Below are 16,476 nucleotides of genomic sequence, written 5' to 3'. Positions count from 1 at the left end.
GTCGCTACGCGACAGGATCATCGGGCAGCCCGCGATCCTGACAGCGCTCGTCGCGCAGCGAGATCCAGCCCGTAGCCGATCAACCCGATGACCACGATCACCGCAACCACTTGTCCGTACGCCAGTTGATCGCGCGCGTTGAGGATCTGATAGCCCAGACCCGAACGCACGCCCAGCATTTCGGCTGGCACCAACACGACCCAGGCGATGCCCAGGGCCACGCGCAGACCGGTCTGCAGATGGTCGCGGATGGCGGGCAGCACCACCACGGTGAGTTGTTCGGCCCGGGTGGCACCGAACGATCTGGCCACCTGCAGGTACCCGGGATCGATGGCGTGCACGCCGGCGGCGGTGTTGATCAGGATGGGCCACACCGACGCCGCAGCGATCAGGAAGATCACCGGCTCGTTGCCGATTCCGAACAGTGCCACCGAGATCGGGGCCCACGACAGCGGTGAGATCATGCGCAGGAACTGCACCACGGGTCGGGTCGCGCGATCGACCGTGTCGTTCAGCCCGATCAGCAGCCCGGTGGGCATGCCGATGACCGCGCCCACCAGTAACCCGACCAGCAGCCGCCACAGGCTGACACCGGTGTCGGGCAGCAACACTCCGCGGTGGTACAGATCGACCAGCGATGTGGCGACTCGTAACGGTGTCGTCTCACGCAGCAGCGACTGCGCGGGCGCCAGGACGGCGGTCGCCAACCACCACAACCCGATCGCCGTCCCGATCGCCAGCGTGGGCGGCCACCAGCGCCGGACGAGTGCACCTGACGGGGAATCTACGGGTGCCGAGAGGGTCGCTGTATCCAGAGTCATCGCGGTTGCACCTGTTCAGTTCGACTGAAATCGGAAGGGATGCCGAAGGATTCGAGCCCACCGCGGGCGCCCAGCGCACCACGCACGAAGGAGTCGTCGACCAACTCCGAATGCACGGTCGCGGGATCCAGCCGGTCGAGGAACCCGCGATCGCCGTCCACGACGGTGTCGTGCATGGCTTCGACCAGGCGGCGGGTGAAGCTGGGAAATGGAAAGGGTTGATATCCCAGCCGCTGTGGTTGCCAGTCGGGGTGGACGATCCGATAATCCTGCGCGCGGTAGTTGAGCGCGGTCTTGATCGCGGGCAGGGGTTGCGGCAGGTACGCGCCGTTCGACAACGCCGCCGCTGCTGCAGCCCGGTCCGCGTTAATGCGTTGCTGTGCAGCGACAATCGAATCCACCAAGGCGGCGGCCGCCTGCGGCCGGTGTTCGATCAGGTCGTCGTGCGCGAGCACCACACAGCAGGCATGGTCACGCCACACGTCGCCGAGGAACGCATGGATGCGGCCGATCTTGCGGACCTGGGCCATGGCGTTGAACGGATCTGCCACCACGTAGCCGCTGATCGAGCGGTTGGCCAACGCCGGCACCATGTCCGACGGACTCATCACGATCAGTTCGACCGTGCGGGCGGTGCGTGAGGCGCTGCGGCGCACCACCGGCACCAGGTTATGCGCGCGCAGCAGTTGCTGAAGAATGATGTTGTGGATCGACCACCAAAACGGTATCGCCACTTGGGTTCCGGCCAACTGGCCGTAGTCGGTGATGTGCGGCGCTACGGTGAGTGCTGATCCGTTGGTGTGGTTCCAGCTCAACACCCGCACCGGACTACGCAGGAGGAATCGCAACTGGATCGCCGTCGGCATCAGCATGTGCACGGCGTCGACCTGGCGGGTGACGAACGCCTCGGCCAGGGAGGCCCAACTGCGGAACAAGACCGGTTTGGCTGAGCTCACCACACCCGGCTGGTAGAGACCGGCGGCGTGTGCGATCAACAGCGGCGCCGCGTCGGTGATCGGCAGGTAGCCCACCCGTAGGTGTCCGCTGGTGTTCGTCCGGTCGACACTGGCGGCGTGCGCCAGATCAGCTACGCCGGCCACTCCGCCCGCCGCGGCGAGGGCCGCCGCGCCGGTCAGCAAGGACCGCCGCGACACCAGGCCCGTCACTGCCCCACCAGGCGGTAGTGGTCGAGGATCTCCTGTCGCAACTGCTGGCTGCCGGGCTGCCATTCGCGCCGGATCCGCCCGTCGGGACCGAGCAGCACGACACGGCTGGCGAGCAACAACGCTTCGTCGACGTCGTGAGTGACCAGAACGACGGTGACGCCCAACTCGGCGGCCAGCGTGCTCAGCCACCGCTGCAGGTCGGCCCGAATGGCCGGGTCCAGTGCGCTGAACGGTTCGTCGAGCAGCAACAATCGGGGCCGGGTAGCGACCGCCCGGATGATCGCCACCCGTTGCGCCTGCCCGCCGGACAGCTGGTCGGGATAGCGGTCGGCGACCCGCTCCAGATCGAAGCGACGCAACAAGTCCTCGGCGTAATCCCGGTTGAACGACGCCTGCTGGGCGGCGAACCGCCCGGCGATCAGCACGTTCTCCCCCGCGGTCAGCCACGGCAGCAGCAGCGCCTGCTGAAACACCACGCCGGCGTGCGGCCGCGTGGAGCCGGTGGACCATTCGACGGTTCCCGACGAGAGCTGTTCCAGCCCGGCAATCACCCGCAACAGAGTGGACTTGCCACTGCCGCTGCGGCCCAGGATCGCCAGGAAATCGCCGTGCTCGACGGTCAGGTCGATGTCGGCCAGCGCGTGGCTGCCGGCGTCAAAGCGCTTGTGGCCACCGACTATTCGTACAGTGGCAGCTCCCACGTTCGCGTTCCTTTCGACGACTGTGCCGTCGGCAGGGCACGGCACAGGCAGCACGCTGCCATTGCGGCGCGGGCATTGCTCCTGCACGTCGCCGCGGCGACGGTGGACAGCTCGCGCGCAGCTACGACGGCAGCGAGCGGAAGCAGCGCAGGTGTGATCCCGAATGATGTTCCAGCACAGTGCATTCAGGTGTCTCAGTCCGAGATCGGTGGCGCGGCGTCCGCAACTCCGGCGGCCAGATGGGATCGTGCTGATCGCAACCGGTGCAAAAGCGTCCCGCTGAGTCGACACGCACTACCCCAGGCCCGCCACACCCGGTAGTTTTTCCTCACCGAGAATCGGCCGCTGTCGAAGGAGTCGCTATGGGGTTCATCCAGCCCAACCTCCCCGTCGTCGACGCGGAGTGGAGCAAGCGGACTCGTTCCGAGCGGGTGATCCCGATGATGCGCCACATCGCTGAGAACGGCTTCGGCACTCCCCTGGTGATGCATGTGATGTACGGCGTCAAGATCGTGCTCTACGTCCTGGGCATCTGGGTGTGCGCGTGGTCCACAGCGGGCATCGGCGATTTCACCGACGTCTCCGCCTGGTGGACCGAACCCATCGTGTTCCAGAAGGCCGTGTTGTTCACCATGCTCTTCGAAGTCGTCGGGCTCGGTTGCTGCTTCGGACCGCTGGCCGGACGGTACTTCCCACCCATCGGCTCGATCCTGTACTGGCTGCGGCCCGGCACCATCCGGTTGCCCCCGTGGCCCGACCGGGTGCCGCTGACCAAGGGCCACAACAGAACTCCGCTCGACGCGGTACTCTACGGCGCACTGCTCACGCTGCTCGTCACGGCGCTGGTGTCTGACGGGAGTGGGCCGATCCCGGCCCTGCACACCGCGATCGGAGTGTTGCCGCGGTGGCAGAGTGTCGCGATCCTGACGCTGCTGGCCGTACTCGGCCTGCGGGACAAGGTGATCTTCCTGGCCGCGCGCGGCGAGGTCTACGCGCCGCTGGCGCTGGCGTTCCTGTTCTCCGGTGCCGATAGCGTGGTCGCCGCGAAGCTGGTCTGCCTGGTGATCTGGATGGGCGCGGCCACGTCCAAGCTGACCCGGCACTTCCCGTTCGTGATCTCGACCATGCTGGCCAACAATCCGTTCATCCCGTCGGGCGTCCTGAAGACGTCGTTGTTCAAGCACTACCCGGACGATCTGCGGCCCGGTGCGTGGTCGGGATTCATCGCGCACTTCTCGACCGCGATCGAAGGGCTGGTGCCGTTGGCGCTGCTCTTCTCACACGGCGGCTGGCCGACGACCGTCGCTGCGTTCGTGATGATCGTGTTCCACCTGAACATCCTGCTGGCCTTTCCGATGGGAGTGCCGCTGGAGTGGAACGTGTTCATGATCTTCAGCGTGCTGTGGCTGTTCGTGGCGCACGCGCCGGTCGGACTTGCCAGTGTCATCAACCCGCTGCCGGTCGCCGTGCTGTTCGTGGTCCTCGTCGGCACCGTCATCGTCGGAAACCTGTTCCCGCACAAGGTGTCTTTCCTGCCCGGCATGCGGTACTACGCCGGCAACTGGGACACCACCGTGTGGTGCGTGAAGCCGTCGGCCGACGAGAAGATCCGCATCGGCGCCCGCGCGCTGGGACCGATGCAGCATTTGCAACTCGAGCGGTTGTACAAAAGCAAAGAGGACACCCTGGTCCCCATCCATCTGGCCTACGCCTTCCGCGGGATGAACACCCACGGGCGCGCGTTGTTCACCCTGGTCCACCGGGCGCTGGCCGGCTACGACGAGCAGGACTACAACCTGTGTGAAGGCGAGATGTTGTGCGCGGTGGCGGTTGGCTGGAACTTCGGCGACGGGCACATGCACAACGAGTGCCTCATCGAGGCACTGCAGCAGCGGTGCGGATTCGCCCCCGGTGAGGTTCGGGTGGTGATCCTCGACGCGCAGCCGATCCACATTCAGCGTCAGGAGTACCGGCTGGTCGACGCGGCGACGGGTGAATTCGAGCGCGGTTACGTCAACGTCGACGACATGGTCACCACGCAACCTTGGAACGACGATCTCCCGGTACACGTCACCAGCAGCACCGGGCTGAACACATGACGACCGCCCTGGTCACCGACGTGTCGACCGGTCCGGGGCACGAACTGCCCGGTCTGTTCGCCGCCGACGGTATTGCAGGATTCAAGGCGCTGGTCTCCGGGCACTTTCGTGGCGCGCCACTGATTCAGTGCCGCGCCAACAGCGCGGTCCGCGCCTCAGATGTGGTGTGCGGCAACCATAATGCTTGAATGGGCACTAGCGGCGGGTCGTCCAGGGCCCGCACTTCGACACGACCGTGTAACGCCGGGCCCGCCGGCGCGGTCACCAATGCGACGTAGTCGTTGCCGACGACCGCGGTGACCGGCGGGGTGCCCTGCATCTTGTTGACCACCACCGTCGGCTCGAAACCCGCACGGCGACAAGCTGCTACGAGGAAGTCCGTATAGAACGAGAACGTTGGCGGTGCCCACACAACAAGCGGGTAGGCGGCGATGTCGGTGAGCGCGATGCTGGTCTGCTTGCTCAGCGGGTGACCGGCTGCTACCGCGACCCGCAGTTCGTCGTAACCGATGACCGCCCCGGCGAACTCCGGTGGCGTGGTCGCGCCGCGCCGCAGACCCACGTCGATGGAACGATCGAGCAACGCTTGCTGCATGTCCGAGGGGAACATCTGCCGCGCCGTCACCGACACCTCCGGCAGCGCCGCGCGCACCGGTTCGATGATCGTGAAGATCTCCTCGGCAGTGATCGCCGGTGTATGTCCGACGACGAAGGGCGGCTGACGGCCCGCGGCCACCTGCCGCGTGGCGTCGGTGAGTGCGGCGGCGGCAGCCAACAGCAGCGGTGCACCCTCGCGCAGCTTCTGCCCGGCCGGGGTCAGCTGCAGTCGCCGGCCGCGACGGTCGAAAAGGCTGACGCCGATGGCGTGCTCGAGTTGGCGCATGGCCGTACTCAATGCCTGCTGAGTGAGATGGAGTCGCTGGGCGGCGGCGGTCAGATTCTCGTGTTGGGTCACCGCGATGAACTGGGACAGCCGGTACAGGTCTAATGGTGCATGGTGGTCCGACACCGCCAACCCCTCACCATGGACAACTTCCGGTTGTTATTCGACCATTAAACACTGTTAGCGATTTGTATATCCGCCGACGTAGTTTCGCGTCATGAGCAACCACAGCCTGAACGGTAAGACAGTGCTGATCGCCGGCGGCGCCAAGAACCTGGGCGGACTGCTCGCCCGCGATCTGGCGACCCAAGGCGTCCAAGCCATTGCGATCCACTACAACAGCGACGCCACCAGAGCAGCCGCGGACCAGACGGTCGCTGCCATCACCGACGCCGGACCCGAGGCCTATGCCTTCCAGGGCGACCTGACCTCGGCCGCAGCGGTCTCGTCGCTGTTCGACGACGCCAAGGCCGCCCTGGGGACGATCGACATCGCGGTCAACACCGCCGGGATGGTGATCAAGAAGCCGATCGCCGACATCACCGAGAACGACTACGACACGATCTTCGCCGTCAATTCCAAAGCCGCGTTCTTCTTCATCCAGGAGGCGGGCAAGCACCTCACGGACCAGGGCAAATTGGTCACCGTGGTCACTTCGCTACTGGCTGCTTACACCGGGTTGTACTCGATCTATGCCGGCTCCAAGAGCCCCGTCGAACACTTCACCCGCGCGGCCTCCAAGGAGTTCGGGGAACGTGGTATCTCGGTGGTCGCCGTCGCACCCGGACCGATGGAGACGCCCTTCTTCTACGGGCAGGAAACCGATGAGTCGGCGAAGTTCAACCAGACGGCGGCCGATTTGTCGAAATTCACCAGGACGGGTTTGACCGATCCGGACGATATCGTTTCGCTGATCCGCTTCCTGGTCAGTGACGGTTGGTGGATCAACGGACAGACCATCTTCGCCAACGGCGGTTACTCCACGCGTTGAGCGGGTCAGCGGTTCCTGATCCTGTGGATCACCACGATGACGGCGACGACGCCGGCCCCGGTCAGTGACACCGTCACGATGGGCTTGTTGAGGAACTCGAACACCTTGGCTTTGACGTCGTCGGCCAGGCGGCGCGGGTTGGCCCGCTCAGCAAGCGAGTCGACCGTGGCAGCCAACTGCTCGCGGGCGACATCGATCTCCTTCTTGATGGTGTCGGGATCGCGGTCCGCCACGTGTCTGTCCTCCAAATCAAGCTGATGCACTGACCAACTACCCTAGTGCCGACGCTTCGGCGACGAGAAAGGGATGCACTTTGACCGAGACCACACGACTGGCACCCGGCGACCCAGCGCCCGCTTTCAGCCTGCCCGACGCTGACGGCAACACGGTGTCGCTGTCGGACTACAAGGGCCGCCGCGTCGTCGTGTACTTCTACCCGGCGGCTTCCACGCCCGGCTGCACCAAGCAGGCGTGCGACTTCCGGGACAGCCTGGCTGAGTTGAACGGGGCCGGCCTCGACGTCGTCGGCATCTCCCCCGACAAGCCGGAGAAACTGGCGAAGTTCCGCGATGCGGAGAAGTTGACGTTCCCGCTGCTGTCGGACCCCGAGCGCGAGGTGCTGGCGGCCTACGGCGCCTTCGGGGAGAAGAAGATGTACGGCAAGACGGTCACCGGCGTCATCCGGTCCACTTTCGTCGTCGACGACAAGGGCAAGATCGAGATCGCGCAGTACAACGTGAAGGCCACCGGGCACGTGGCGAAGCTGCGGCGGGACATGTCGGTTTAGGCCCGATCGAGCCTTCCCCGGCGGCCGGGAGTTGTCGTACCCCGGTGCTGTGATGGTGTTGTGTCTGCCGCCGCTGTTGCTGAGCCTGTCGGGTTGATGCCCAAGGAGCGCTTGGAGGTGTTGTTTGAGGAGTTGGCGGAGCTGACGGGTCAGCGTAATGCCATCGATGGGCGCATCGTGGAGATCGCTGCTGAGGTGGACCGTAAGCAGTTGTGGGGGATGACCGGGTGTCGGTCGCTGGCGTCGATGGTGGCCTGGAAGACCGGGGTGTCGCCGGCCAATGCCCAGACGGTGGCGGCGATCGCCGGGCGACTGGAGCAGTTCCCGCGGTGTGCGGCCGGCATGCGCGAGGGCCGGTTGTCGCTGGATCAGGTGGGGGTGATCGCCCAGCACGCCGCGGACGGGTCTGATGAGCATTATGTGGAGTTGGCGGCGGTGGCCACGGTCACCCAGTTGCGTACCGCGGTCAAGCTCGAACCCCGAGCTGATCCCGGGCCCGCCCCCGAGCCGCGGCGGCGGATCACCAAGACCTGCGATGAACACACGACCACGTGGCGGATCACGTTGCCGCACATCGAGGCCGCGGTGTTCGACACCGCGTTGCAGGCTCATCTCGATGCGCTGGTCGCGACGTGGAAACGCGACCACGGTGCGGACGACGCGCCCAGCGCGCCGCCCCTGCCCACCACTGTGGATGGGTTCATGAGCCTGGTCGAGGCCGGCTGGGACACCGAGGTCGCCCGCCGCCCGCACGGGCAGCGCACCACCGTGGCGGTGCACCTCGACGTCGACAAGCGCGCCGCGGCGCTGCATCTGGGTCCGCTGCTCACCGACGCCGACCGCCAGTACCTGACCTGCGATGCCACCTTCGAGGCCTGGTTCCAACGCGACGGGCAGCTCATCGGCACCGGCCGGCAGACCCGCCAGATCAACCGCCGGCTACGCCGCGCCCTGGAACACCGCGACCGCTGCTGTGTGGTGCCCGGCTGCGGAGCCACCCGCGGCCTGCACGCCCACCACCTGCGGCACTGGGAAGACGGCGGCCCCACCGAACTGACCAACCTGGCCCTGGTCTGCCCCTACCACCACCGCCTACATCACCAGGGCGGGATCACCATCACCGGCACCGCCGAGAACCTCATCGTCACCGACGACGACGGACACCCCCTCCCACCCGGATCACTGGCCCGACCCCCCACCACACCACCACCGGATGTCCCACCCTGCCAAGGACCCCTCGGCGAACGCGCCGACTGGTGGTGGTACACACCCTTCCAACCCGAAGCGCCACCGAATTAGGTTGGCGATCAACCGAACTCGCCTGCACACAGCTGCGCGGAAATTCCCGCGTCTCGCGGTTAGCGGTCCGGAGCTAAGTTCGCCAGCAGTAACGCTTCCGCGATCGCCGCCCGCTCCAGCACGGCCAGGTGCAGGCTCTCGTTGACGCTGTGCGCCTGGGTGCCCGGGTCCTCCACCCCGGTGACCAGAATCTTGGCTTGTGGGAACGCCTCGGCGAACTCGGCGATGAACGGGATCGACCCACCCATGCCCATGTCGATGGGATCGGTACCCCACGCCTGGCGGAACGCCGCCCGCGCCGCGTCGTACACCGGTCCGCTGGCCTCGATCGCGTAGGGCTGGCCGAGTTCGCCGCGAGTCACGCTGACGTGCGCGCCCCACGGAGCGTGCCGCTTGAGGTGGGCTTCGACCGAGTCCAGGTGCGCTCTCGCATCACCGCCGGGCGCCACCCGGATGCTGATCTTGGCTTTCGCCCGCGGAATCAGCGTATTCGACGCTGCAGCAATGGATGTGGTGTCGATACCGATTACGGTGATCGCGGGCTTGGCCCACAATCGCTGCGGCACCGACCCGGACCCGATCTCGCTCACCCCGTCCAGCAGGCCCGAGTCGGTGCGGGCCCGCTCCGGCGGATAGTCGGGGTAGTTCAAGCCGGTGATGTCGGTCTGGTGCAGACCCTCGACGGCCACATTGCCGTCGTCGTCGTGCAGGCTGGCCAACAGGCGCACCAGCACGCTCAGCGCGTCGGGAATCACGCCGCCCCACAACCCGGAGTGCAGGCCGTGGTCGAGGGTGGCGACCTCCACCACGCAGTCCGCCATCCCCCGCAACGACACCGTCAGCGCCGGCACCTCGGTACTCCAGTTGTCCGAGTCGGCGATCACAATCACGTCGGCGGCCAGCTCGTCGCGGTGGGCGGCCAGCAATTGCCCCAGCGACGGCGACCCCGACTCCTCCTCACCTTCCACGAACACCGTCACGCCTACCGGCGGTTGACCGCCATGCGCCCGGAACGCGGCCAAATGTGTTGCGATGCCTGCTTTGTCGTCGGCGGTGCCGCGTCCATAGAGGCGTCCGTCCCGCTCGGTCGGCTCGAACGGCGGCGAGTGCCACTGCCCGCGGTCGCCCTCGGGTTGCACATCATGGTGGGCGTACAACAGCACCGTAGGCGCCCCGGGCGGAGCGGGATGATGCGCGATCACGGCGGGGGCACCGCCTTCGCTGACAATCCGCACATCGCCAAAACCAGCCTGCGACAACAGGTCTGATACCGCCTGTGCGCTGCGGTGCACCTGGTCGCGCCGGGCCGGGTCGGCCCACACCGAATCGATGCGTACCAGATCCTCGAGGTCGCGCCGCACCGCAGGCAGCACCGCGCGCACCCGCTCCACCAGATCAGTCATGGTTCCGAGGCTAGCCATGCCCGTGTCACTGACGTGAGGTGAGTCGTGTGACCAGTGATCATCGGCGGGCGAGGGCACGGCAGGACCGACTGACCCCTCGGCCCGCTCTAGGCTTGCCGGGTGAGCACCGACGGGCCCGATCCCACCACCCCACTGTGGCGGGCCGCGCAACTGTTCCGGCTGTTGAGCTGCCTGTACGCGCTGGGATTCCACATCGCGGTCAGCGCGGATCTGCGCCATCCGGCGCTGGGTTGGACGCTGTTCGCGGTGCTGATCGGGTGGAGCGTGGCATGTTCGGTCGCCTACCTGCGCGGGTTCGGCCGTCGCCCGGCCTGGGTCATCGCCGAACTCGTGGTGGTCGTGATGCTGATGCTGTCGACCGAGGTCGTTGCGTCCGGCCAGTGGGCGCACAACAATCAGACCTGGCCCACGACCTTGTGGGCCAGCAACGCCACTATCTCGGCGGCGCTGCAGTTCGGACCGGCCGGCGGCATGCTGACCGGCCTGGCTGTGGCGGCGACCAGCGAATTCGTCAAGGGCTACCTCAACGTCAACTTTGGACGCAACGCCACTATCATCGTCGAGCTGGCTGTCGGGCTGGCCATAGGTCTAGCGGCTCGGACCGCGCGCCGCGCCCATGAAGAATTGCAGCGGGCGGCCCGTCTGTCCGCTGCGGTGGAAGAACGCGAGCGGCTGTCCCGCCAGGTCCACGACGGCGTCGTCCAGGTACTCGCGCTGGTCGCCAAGCGGGGGCACGAAATTGGCGGTGCCACAGCCGAACTCGCCAGACTTGCCGGCGAACAGGAACGCGCGCTGCGCAAGTGGGTCACCTCCACCGACATGCAGCGCGAGTCGGAGGCGACGGTCGATTTGCGTGCGCTGCTGCGCTGCCGGGAGTGCGACCACGTGTCGATGAGCCTGCCGGGAACCCCGGTGACCCTGGACAGTGCCGTGGCCGGCGAACTGGATGCCGCGGTCGGCAACGCGCTGGACAACGTACGGCTGCACGCCGGTCCGGAGGCTCGCACCTTCGTGCTGCTGGAGGACCTCGGCGACGAGGTCGCGGTCAGCATTCGCGACGACGGAGTGGGCATCGCACCTGGACGGCTGGAGGAAGCGGTCAGTCAGGGACACGTCGGGATCGTGAAGTCGATCATCGGGCGGTTGGAAGCGTTGGGCGGCAGCGCCGAGCTGACCACCGGGCCGGGTGACGGTACCGAATGGGAACTGAGAGTGCCACGGGGAGAGGGACGGCATGGCTGAGGATGCGGCACCTACGGTGATGGTGGTCGACGATCACCCGATCTGGCGCGACGCGGTCGCCCGGGATCTCGCAGACGACGGGTTCAACGTGGTTGCTACCGCTGAGGGCGTGGCGTCGGCGCGCCGCCGGGCGGCGGTGGTCAAACCGGACGTGGTGGTGATGGACATGCGCCTGTCCGACGGCGACGGTGTGCAGGCGACGATGGAAGTCCTTGAAGCGTCACCCGACAGCCGGGTACTGGTGCTCTCGGCTTCCGACGAACGCGACGACGTGCTGGAAGCGGTCAAGGCGGGAGCGACGGGCTACCTGGTCAAGAGTGCCTCCAAGGCCGAACTGGCCGATGCCGTGCGGGCCACCGTGGCCGGACGGGCGGTGTTCACCCCGAGTCTGGCCGGACTGGTGCTGGGTGAATACCGGCGCATCGCGCAGCGCCCGCAATCCGAGCCGGCGGGACCCAGCCTGACCGAGCGGGAGACCGAAGTACTGCGCTTCGTCGCAAAAGGTTTGTCCGCCAAGCAGATTGCCGAAAAACTATCGTTGAGCCACCGGACGGTGGAAAACCACGTGCAGGCCACCTTCCGCAAACTGCAGGTGGCTAACCGGGTGGAGCTGACGCGCTACGCCATCGAGCACGGGCTCGATCAATGACCGGATTCGGGTAGTCCTACTCATCCGACCACCGGGGTATCCCCGGCAGGGTGGGTCACCATGACCCAACCGCATCAGGCTCTGATCAGTCGGCTGTCGCAAGAATTCGACTCTCTCGCCCGGCAGATGTCGCGAGTTTCCGGTGAGCTCAGTCAGCTGGATCGGCTGATCTCCGCCCCCGCGTCCACGCCGCCGGAAACCGCCGTCCCGCCGGCACCGCAATACGTCCCGCCGCCCGTCGCGCCGGCTCCCGTCGCCCCGCCGCACCAAGCCGGCACATACTGGCAGCACTACTACCAATCCTGGCGGCCGGCGACAGTCGCACCGCGCCCACCGCGCCCACCGCGTCAACCCAAACCCGTGCCGTCCGCCCCGCCCACTCCCCCGCGGCCCGTCGCCCCGGCCAGCCCGGACACGGCCCAATCCGGTTGGATCGGCAAGGTTCTGGCCGTCGCCGGTGTAGCTGTCACGCTGATCGGCGTGGTGCTGCTGCTCGTGCTGGCCGCGCAGGCCGGACTGTTACGACCGGAGATCCGGGTGGCCGGCGGCAGCGCACTGGCGCTCGCGCTCGTCGGCGTCGCTGCCCGATTGCGTAGCCGCCCGGGCGGCCGGATCGGTGCGATCGCCCTGGCCGCCACCGGTATTGCCGCGGCATACCTGGATGTGATCGCGGTCGTCACCATCTACAAGTGGGTCCCCGCGTCGCTGGGACTGGTACTGGCCGCCGTCGTGGGTGGCGCGGGTCTGGCTGTGTCGCGACGGTGGGGTTCCGAGCATCTCGCGCTGCTGGTGCTGATCCCACTGATCGGCCTGGCTCCCGTCCTCACCCGCGGTATCGACCTGCTCCTGGTCAGCTTCATGTTGGCGCTGTCGGCGGCCGCGTTGCCGGTGCAGTTGGGCAAGGACTGGATCTGGATGCACACCGCCCGCACCGCGGCGACGACGCTGCCGTTACTCCTCGCACTGGTCGCGGTCAACGACCACGACAACGCCTGGTTGGTCGGCGGAGCATGCGGAGTGGCGGCGACACTCGCCATCGTCGGCGGCGTGGTGCTGCTGCCCAGCACCACCAACGCGACCGCACTGGCACTGTTGACCGCCGCCGGTACCCTGCCGGTGCTGGCCAGCGCAGTCGGAGTGAATCACGTTCTGGCAGCAGTTCTTTCCGCCGCGGTGGCGGCCGCGATGCTCACCGTCACATTGCTGGGCGACCACCCCCGCATCGTCAGCCAGATCTGGTCAGCCTGGTCGGCGATCGCGGCACTGGTGGCCGTCACCGTTGCGTTCGACGGCTACGTCGCGGGCCCGCTACTGCTCGCACTGGCTATCGTGGTGGCGATCGCCGGTCGTCGGAATGACGTAGCACGCTGGGCTGCAACAGGATTCGGCACCATTGGGGTGGGATGGTTCTACCATTACGCACCGCTGACGGCCTTGGTGCGGGCCAGCACGACGCCGCCGTCGGTTGCGGTGTCCACCCTGGCAGCCAGCCTGCTGGTGGTTGGTCTGGCATCGGTGCTGACCCGGGCCTTCCTCAACTCCGACTGCGCGGGCCTACTACTTGCGATCGCGGCGGCAGCGGTGGGCTACGCCGTGACCGCGTTCACCGTGACTGCGGGTGTTCTGATCGGTGGCACCGGAGGCGGATTCCTGGCCGGGCACATGGCGGCCACCATCTGCTGGATCGGCATGGCGGCAGCGCTTTTCGTGTATGCCCTGCGGTCTGGACAGGACCACCGTAGCGAGTCGATCACGGCAGGGTTGGCGCTGACCGCGGCAGCCACCGCCAAGTTGTTCCTGTTCGACCTCGCCACGTTGGACGGCATCTTTCGGGTGGCGGCGTTCATCATCGTGGGTCTGGTGTTGCTGGGTATGGGCGCCGGCTATGCCCGCAGCCTGGCCGGCGTAGACCAACGCACCTGAAACGCACGGGGCCCCGCCGAACAGAGTGCAATTCGGCGGGGCGCCAACCGGTTACGCGAGCGGCCCCGCCCCGATGGCTTGCGCCAGCTGCTGTGGCAGGTAGCTCAGCAGCCCCGGAATGATGCCGCCGAACTGCGCGCCGCCGAGCGGCGAGGGATCGATGCCCTCTATGAGTGTCAATTGACCGCCCTGTAACGGCGTGAGCAGTCCACCCAACGGCAGACCGGTCGAGGTGTTGAGCGGCACTCCCAAACCAATGTCCACCGGAACATTGAGCGTCAGCATCGATTGCCCGTTCAAGAACCCGTTGGCAATCACCGCCGGCGCGCCGAGCAGCGACGCCGCCGCTCCCGGAATGTTGCCCGCCTGGAGGGCGGTCGTGACCGCCACCAGACTCGACTGGGCCGCAGCACCTGTGGTGACCACTGGACCTATCGCGTCAATCGCCAACACAAGCGGCAGGCCCACATGCAGCGGGAGCGTAGGTGCTACCAGGTCGATCGACTGAGTGACATCGGTCATGGTGGTGATGAGGTTGGTGGCGTTCTGCGATATCGCTGCGGGAATCGAACCGACCGGCAGCAGGTTGGTGAAGTTCTGTGCCATCTGCCCAGGGATGGTGAAGATCGGTCCGAGATCGCCGACTGCACCCACCGGCGAGACGACTACCACACCGGTGGGCAGGACCACACTGCTGAAGCCGGTGAAGAACGGCGCCAGGAACCCTGTTGCCAGAGTGTTCGCCGCGCTGGTGTAGTCGCCCGCCGCCAACGCCTGACCAGCCGCCTGCAGACTGGCCGGGAAGGCCTGCACGCCGGTGCCGAAGTCGCGCGCGGCAGCTGTCAACGACGTCGAAATCGTGTTGAAATAGCCTATCTGGTTATTAATGAACCCTTGGGCCAGCGCACCGGGCTGGAAATCAGCCAGACCCGAGAGCGCGTTGTGAATTACCACCGGTAGGTTCCCCAGCGTTGCGGGCAGGTTCTGTATGGCGCTGGCGAATCCGGTACTAATGGTCTGCAGGTAGCTGGCCTGATTGGCAATGAATTGCCGTAGGAATGGCATCGGGTTCGCCGAGACGGCACGAGTCAGGCTCTGCAAGTTCGCTGCGGTATTCGTCGACAACGCCTGGTACGGCGCCGCCACCTCGCCGGCGAATGTTGCAATCGCCTCCAGGGGAGACGCTCCCGCGGCGGCGCTGACCCCGCCGAGCAGCGACTGCGCAGCGGCCTCAGCGGCAGTGTATTGCGCTGCGCTCGCACCCACCAGATCTGCGAATTTTGCATGAAACGCATTGAGCTGCTTGCTGATTGCCTGGAACTCTGTCCCGTGCGAGCCGAATAGTTGAGCAATTGCCGCGGAAATCTCGTCGGCGCCCGCGGGCAGCACCGAAGTGGTCGCAGTCGCAGCCGACGCAGCGGCCTCGGTCAGCGCTGACTGGATACCCGCAAGGTCGTTGGCCGACGCCTGCACGAGTTCGGGTATCGCCACTACATACGACATATCAGTCTCCTTTGACTAGGCCCGGTATGACCCCTGGTCATCCGTACAACTCCGAAACTAAACACTTGTTTCTACATCGGGTCAAGTATCATAGGAAATTCACAGCATATTTTGCTCTACTAAATAGCTGAAATCCGGATACCTTTAATAGCCCTGAATCCGCCGGATTCAGAGCGCAATATTAACCAAATCGCATGCAACTCGGCCGTTCGGGGACCGAACTAACTAGGTGCTGCCGCCAGCAGTGAATTCGTCAGGCGCGCGGCCCGAGCGACAACTGTTCAGGGCGGTGACGCGGCACGCCAGTGCGGTGTCTCGCCCGCGACGACCGGGTTCACCGGGCAACGGTTGCGCATCTCAGACCCTTCGACACGGTACTTTGGTCGAACTAGCGAGTAACTTACTGCGGAGTAGGTTGTACGTTTCGGATGGTAACTCGCAACCCGACGCATGTGCAATAGCTTCTCCGTGCGAACCGTCCGCTGCAGCATGGCCACAACGCTCACCACCCCCCGCGAGCAGACACAGAATCGCATCCAATCGGGTCGCGTGATGCGATTCTGTGTCTGCTCGCGCAGAAGCGGGGCCTAGGGCGCCTCGAGGATTGCCACCGCGGCCGCCGTATCCCCCTCGTGGGTCAACGACACGTGGATCGTCACGTCGGCCAGGTGCTTGGCGATTTCGCCACTGAGCCGGACCCGCGGGCGGCCCCACATGTCGGTGACCACCTCGATGTCGCGGTGGATGTCCTCGGGCAACACCGGCCGCTGCGCGAACCGCGAACCAGACCAGGCCTTGATCACCGCCTCCTTGGCCGCCCATCGGGCGGCCAGGTGTCGCGCCGCCGACGAACTCTTGTCGGAGGCGTCGCGACGCTCCCCCGGGGTGAAGGTCTCGGCGAACACCGTGCCCGGCTGGTCGACCTGCTCGGCGAAATCAGGAATGGAGACAAGGTCAATCCCGATTCCGACGATGCCCATGGGTGGTG

General features: G+C 66.3%; 15 protein-coding genes. 7 read left to right on the top strand and 8 right to left on the bottom strand.

What is annotated here, in order from left to right; genetic code table 11:
• Window positions 1-17: 17 nt before the first annotated feature.
• The 3 genes from AC5Y5Z_RS14520 to AC5Y5Z_RS14510 are packed head-to-tail and all read right to left on the bottom strand — an operon-like array spanning window position 18 to window position 2,688.
• Window positions 18-821, bottom strand: coding sequence for an ABC transporter permease (locus tag AC5Y5Z_RS14520; protein WP_499925785.1), 804 nt, complete (start codon window positions 819-821; stop codon window positions 18-20).
• Window positions 818-1,987: an ABC transporter substrate-binding protein gene (locus AC5Y5Z_RS14515; RefSeq protein ID WP_499925783.1), complete on the bottom strand. Its 1,170-nt coding sequence runs from the start codon at window positions 1,985-1,987 to the stop codon at window positions 818-820. Before AC5Y5Z_RS14515 ends, AC5Y5Z_RS14520 begins: the two co-directional genes overlap by 4 nt.
• Window positions 1,984-2,688 carry an ABC transporter ATP-binding protein gene (locus AC5Y5Z_RS14510; RefSeq protein ID WP_499925781.1) on the bottom strand — a complete coding sequence of 235 codons (705 nt, stop codon included), beginning with the start codon at window positions 2,686-2,688 and terminating at the stop codon, window positions 1,984-1,986. The genes AC5Y5Z_RS14515 and AC5Y5Z_RS14510 overlap by 4 nt, the downstream gene beginning before the upstream one ends.
• 362 nt (window positions 2,689-3,050) lie before the next feature.
• Between AC5Y5Z_RS14510 and AC5Y5Z_RS14505 the strand changes: the two genes are divergently transcribed.
• A complete protein-coding gene (locus AC5Y5Z_RS14505; protein ID WP_499925779.1) occupies window positions 3,051-4,787 on the top strand; it encodes a DUF3556 domain-containing protein in 1,737 nt (578 codons plus the stop codon).
• A 124-nt stretch (window positions 4,788-4,911) separates the two neighbouring features.
• Here AC5Y5Z_RS14505 and AC5Y5Z_RS14500 read toward each other — a convergent pair whose 3' ends face one another.
• A complete protein-coding gene (locus tag AC5Y5Z_RS14500; protein WP_463826457.1) occupies window positions 4,912-5,796 on the bottom strand; it encodes a LysR family transcriptional regulator in 885 nt (294 codons plus the stop codon).
• Between the two features lie 91 nt (window positions 5,797-5,887).
• Here AC5Y5Z_RS14500 and AC5Y5Z_RS14495 point away from each other — a divergent pair, with 91 nt between their 5' ends.
• Window positions 5,888-6,661 (top strand): SDR family oxidoreductase, encoded by a 774-nt coding sequence (locus tag AC5Y5Z_RS14495; RefSeq protein ID WP_499925777.1) that lies wholly within the window; start codon window positions 5,888-5,890, stop codon window positions 6,659-6,661.
• A 5-nt stretch (window positions 6,662-6,666) separates the two neighbouring features.
• Here the strand turns inward: AC5Y5Z_RS14495 and AC5Y5Z_RS14490 are convergent, their stop codons facing one another.
• Window positions 6,667-6,894: a DUF3618 domain-containing protein gene (locus tag AC5Y5Z_RS14490; protein WP_463826458.1), complete on the bottom strand. Its 228-nt coding sequence runs from the start codon at window positions 6,892-6,894 to the stop codon at window positions 6,667-6,669.
• Window positions 6,895-6,974: 80 nt separating this feature from the next.
• Here AC5Y5Z_RS14490 and bcp point away from each other — a divergent pair, with 80 nt between their 5' ends.
• Both bcp and AC5Y5Z_RS14480 read left to right on the top strand, forming a co-directional pair.
• A complete protein-coding gene (gene bcp, locus AC5Y5Z_RS14485; protein WP_499925775.1) occupies window positions 6,975-7,448 on the top strand; it encodes a thioredoxin-dependent thiol peroxidase in 474 nt (157 codons plus the stop codon).
• A gap of 60 nt (window positions 7,449-7,508) precedes the next feature.
• Window positions 7,509-8,747, top strand: coding sequence for an HNH endonuclease signature motif containing protein (locus AC5Y5Z_RS14480; protein WP_499925773.1), 1,239 nt, complete (start codon window positions 7,509-7,511; stop codon window positions 8,745-8,747).
• 59 nt (window positions 8,748-8,806) lie between these two features.
• Here the strand turns inward: AC5Y5Z_RS14480 and AC5Y5Z_RS14475 are convergent, their stop codons facing one another.
• Window positions 8,807-10,150: a dipeptidase gene (locus tag AC5Y5Z_RS14475; RefSeq protein WP_499925771.1), complete on the bottom strand. Its 1,344-nt coding sequence runs from the start codon at window positions 10,148-10,150 to the stop codon at window positions 8,807-8,809.
• A 120-nt stretch (window positions 10,151-10,270) separates the two neighbouring features.
• Between AC5Y5Z_RS14475 and macS the strand changes: the two genes are divergently transcribed.
• From macS to AC5Y5Z_RS14460, 3 genes are read left to right on the top strand one after another with little or no spacing between them, the layout of a single operon-like run.
• A complete protein-coding gene (gene macS, locus AC5Y5Z_RS14470; RefSeq protein WP_463826462.1) occupies window positions 10,271-11,413 on the top strand; it encodes a MacS family sensor histidine kinase in 1,143 nt (380 codons plus the stop codon).
• Window positions 11,406-12,062: a response regulator gene (locus tag AC5Y5Z_RS14465; protein WP_499925768.1), complete on the top strand. Its 657-nt coding sequence runs from the start codon at window positions 11,406-11,408 to the stop codon at window positions 12,060-12,062. Before macS ends, AC5Y5Z_RS14465 begins: the two co-directional genes overlap by 8 nt.
• A gap of 60 nt (window positions 12,063-12,122) precedes the next feature.
• A complete protein-coding gene (locus AC5Y5Z_RS14460; protein ID WP_499925766.1) occupies window positions 12,123-13,985 on the top strand; it encodes a DUF2339 domain-containing protein in 1,863 nt (620 codons plus the stop codon).
• Between the two features lie 51 nt (window positions 13,986-14,036).
• Here the strand turns inward: AC5Y5Z_RS14460 and AC5Y5Z_RS14455 are convergent, their stop codons facing one another.
• Together AC5Y5Z_RS14455 and acpS are read right to left on the bottom strand one after the other, a co-directional pair.
• On the bottom strand, window positions 14,037-15,476 hold the full coding sequence (locus AC5Y5Z_RS14455) for a PE family protein (protein WP_463826465.1): 1,440 nt from the start codon (window positions 15,474-15,476) through the stop codon (window positions 14,037-14,039).
• A gap of 599 nt (window positions 15,477-16,075) precedes the next feature.
• Entirely contained in the window at window positions 16,076-16,468 is a 393-nt protein-coding gene (acpS, locus tag AC5Y5Z_RS14450) for a holo-ACP synthase AcpS (protein WP_463826466.1), read from the bottom strand.
• Window positions 16,469-16,476: the final 8 nt, after the last annotated feature.

The organism is Mycobacterium sp. NGS29, assembly GCF_059812965.1.
This window is presented reverse-complemented; position numbering and strand designations above follow the sequence as displayed.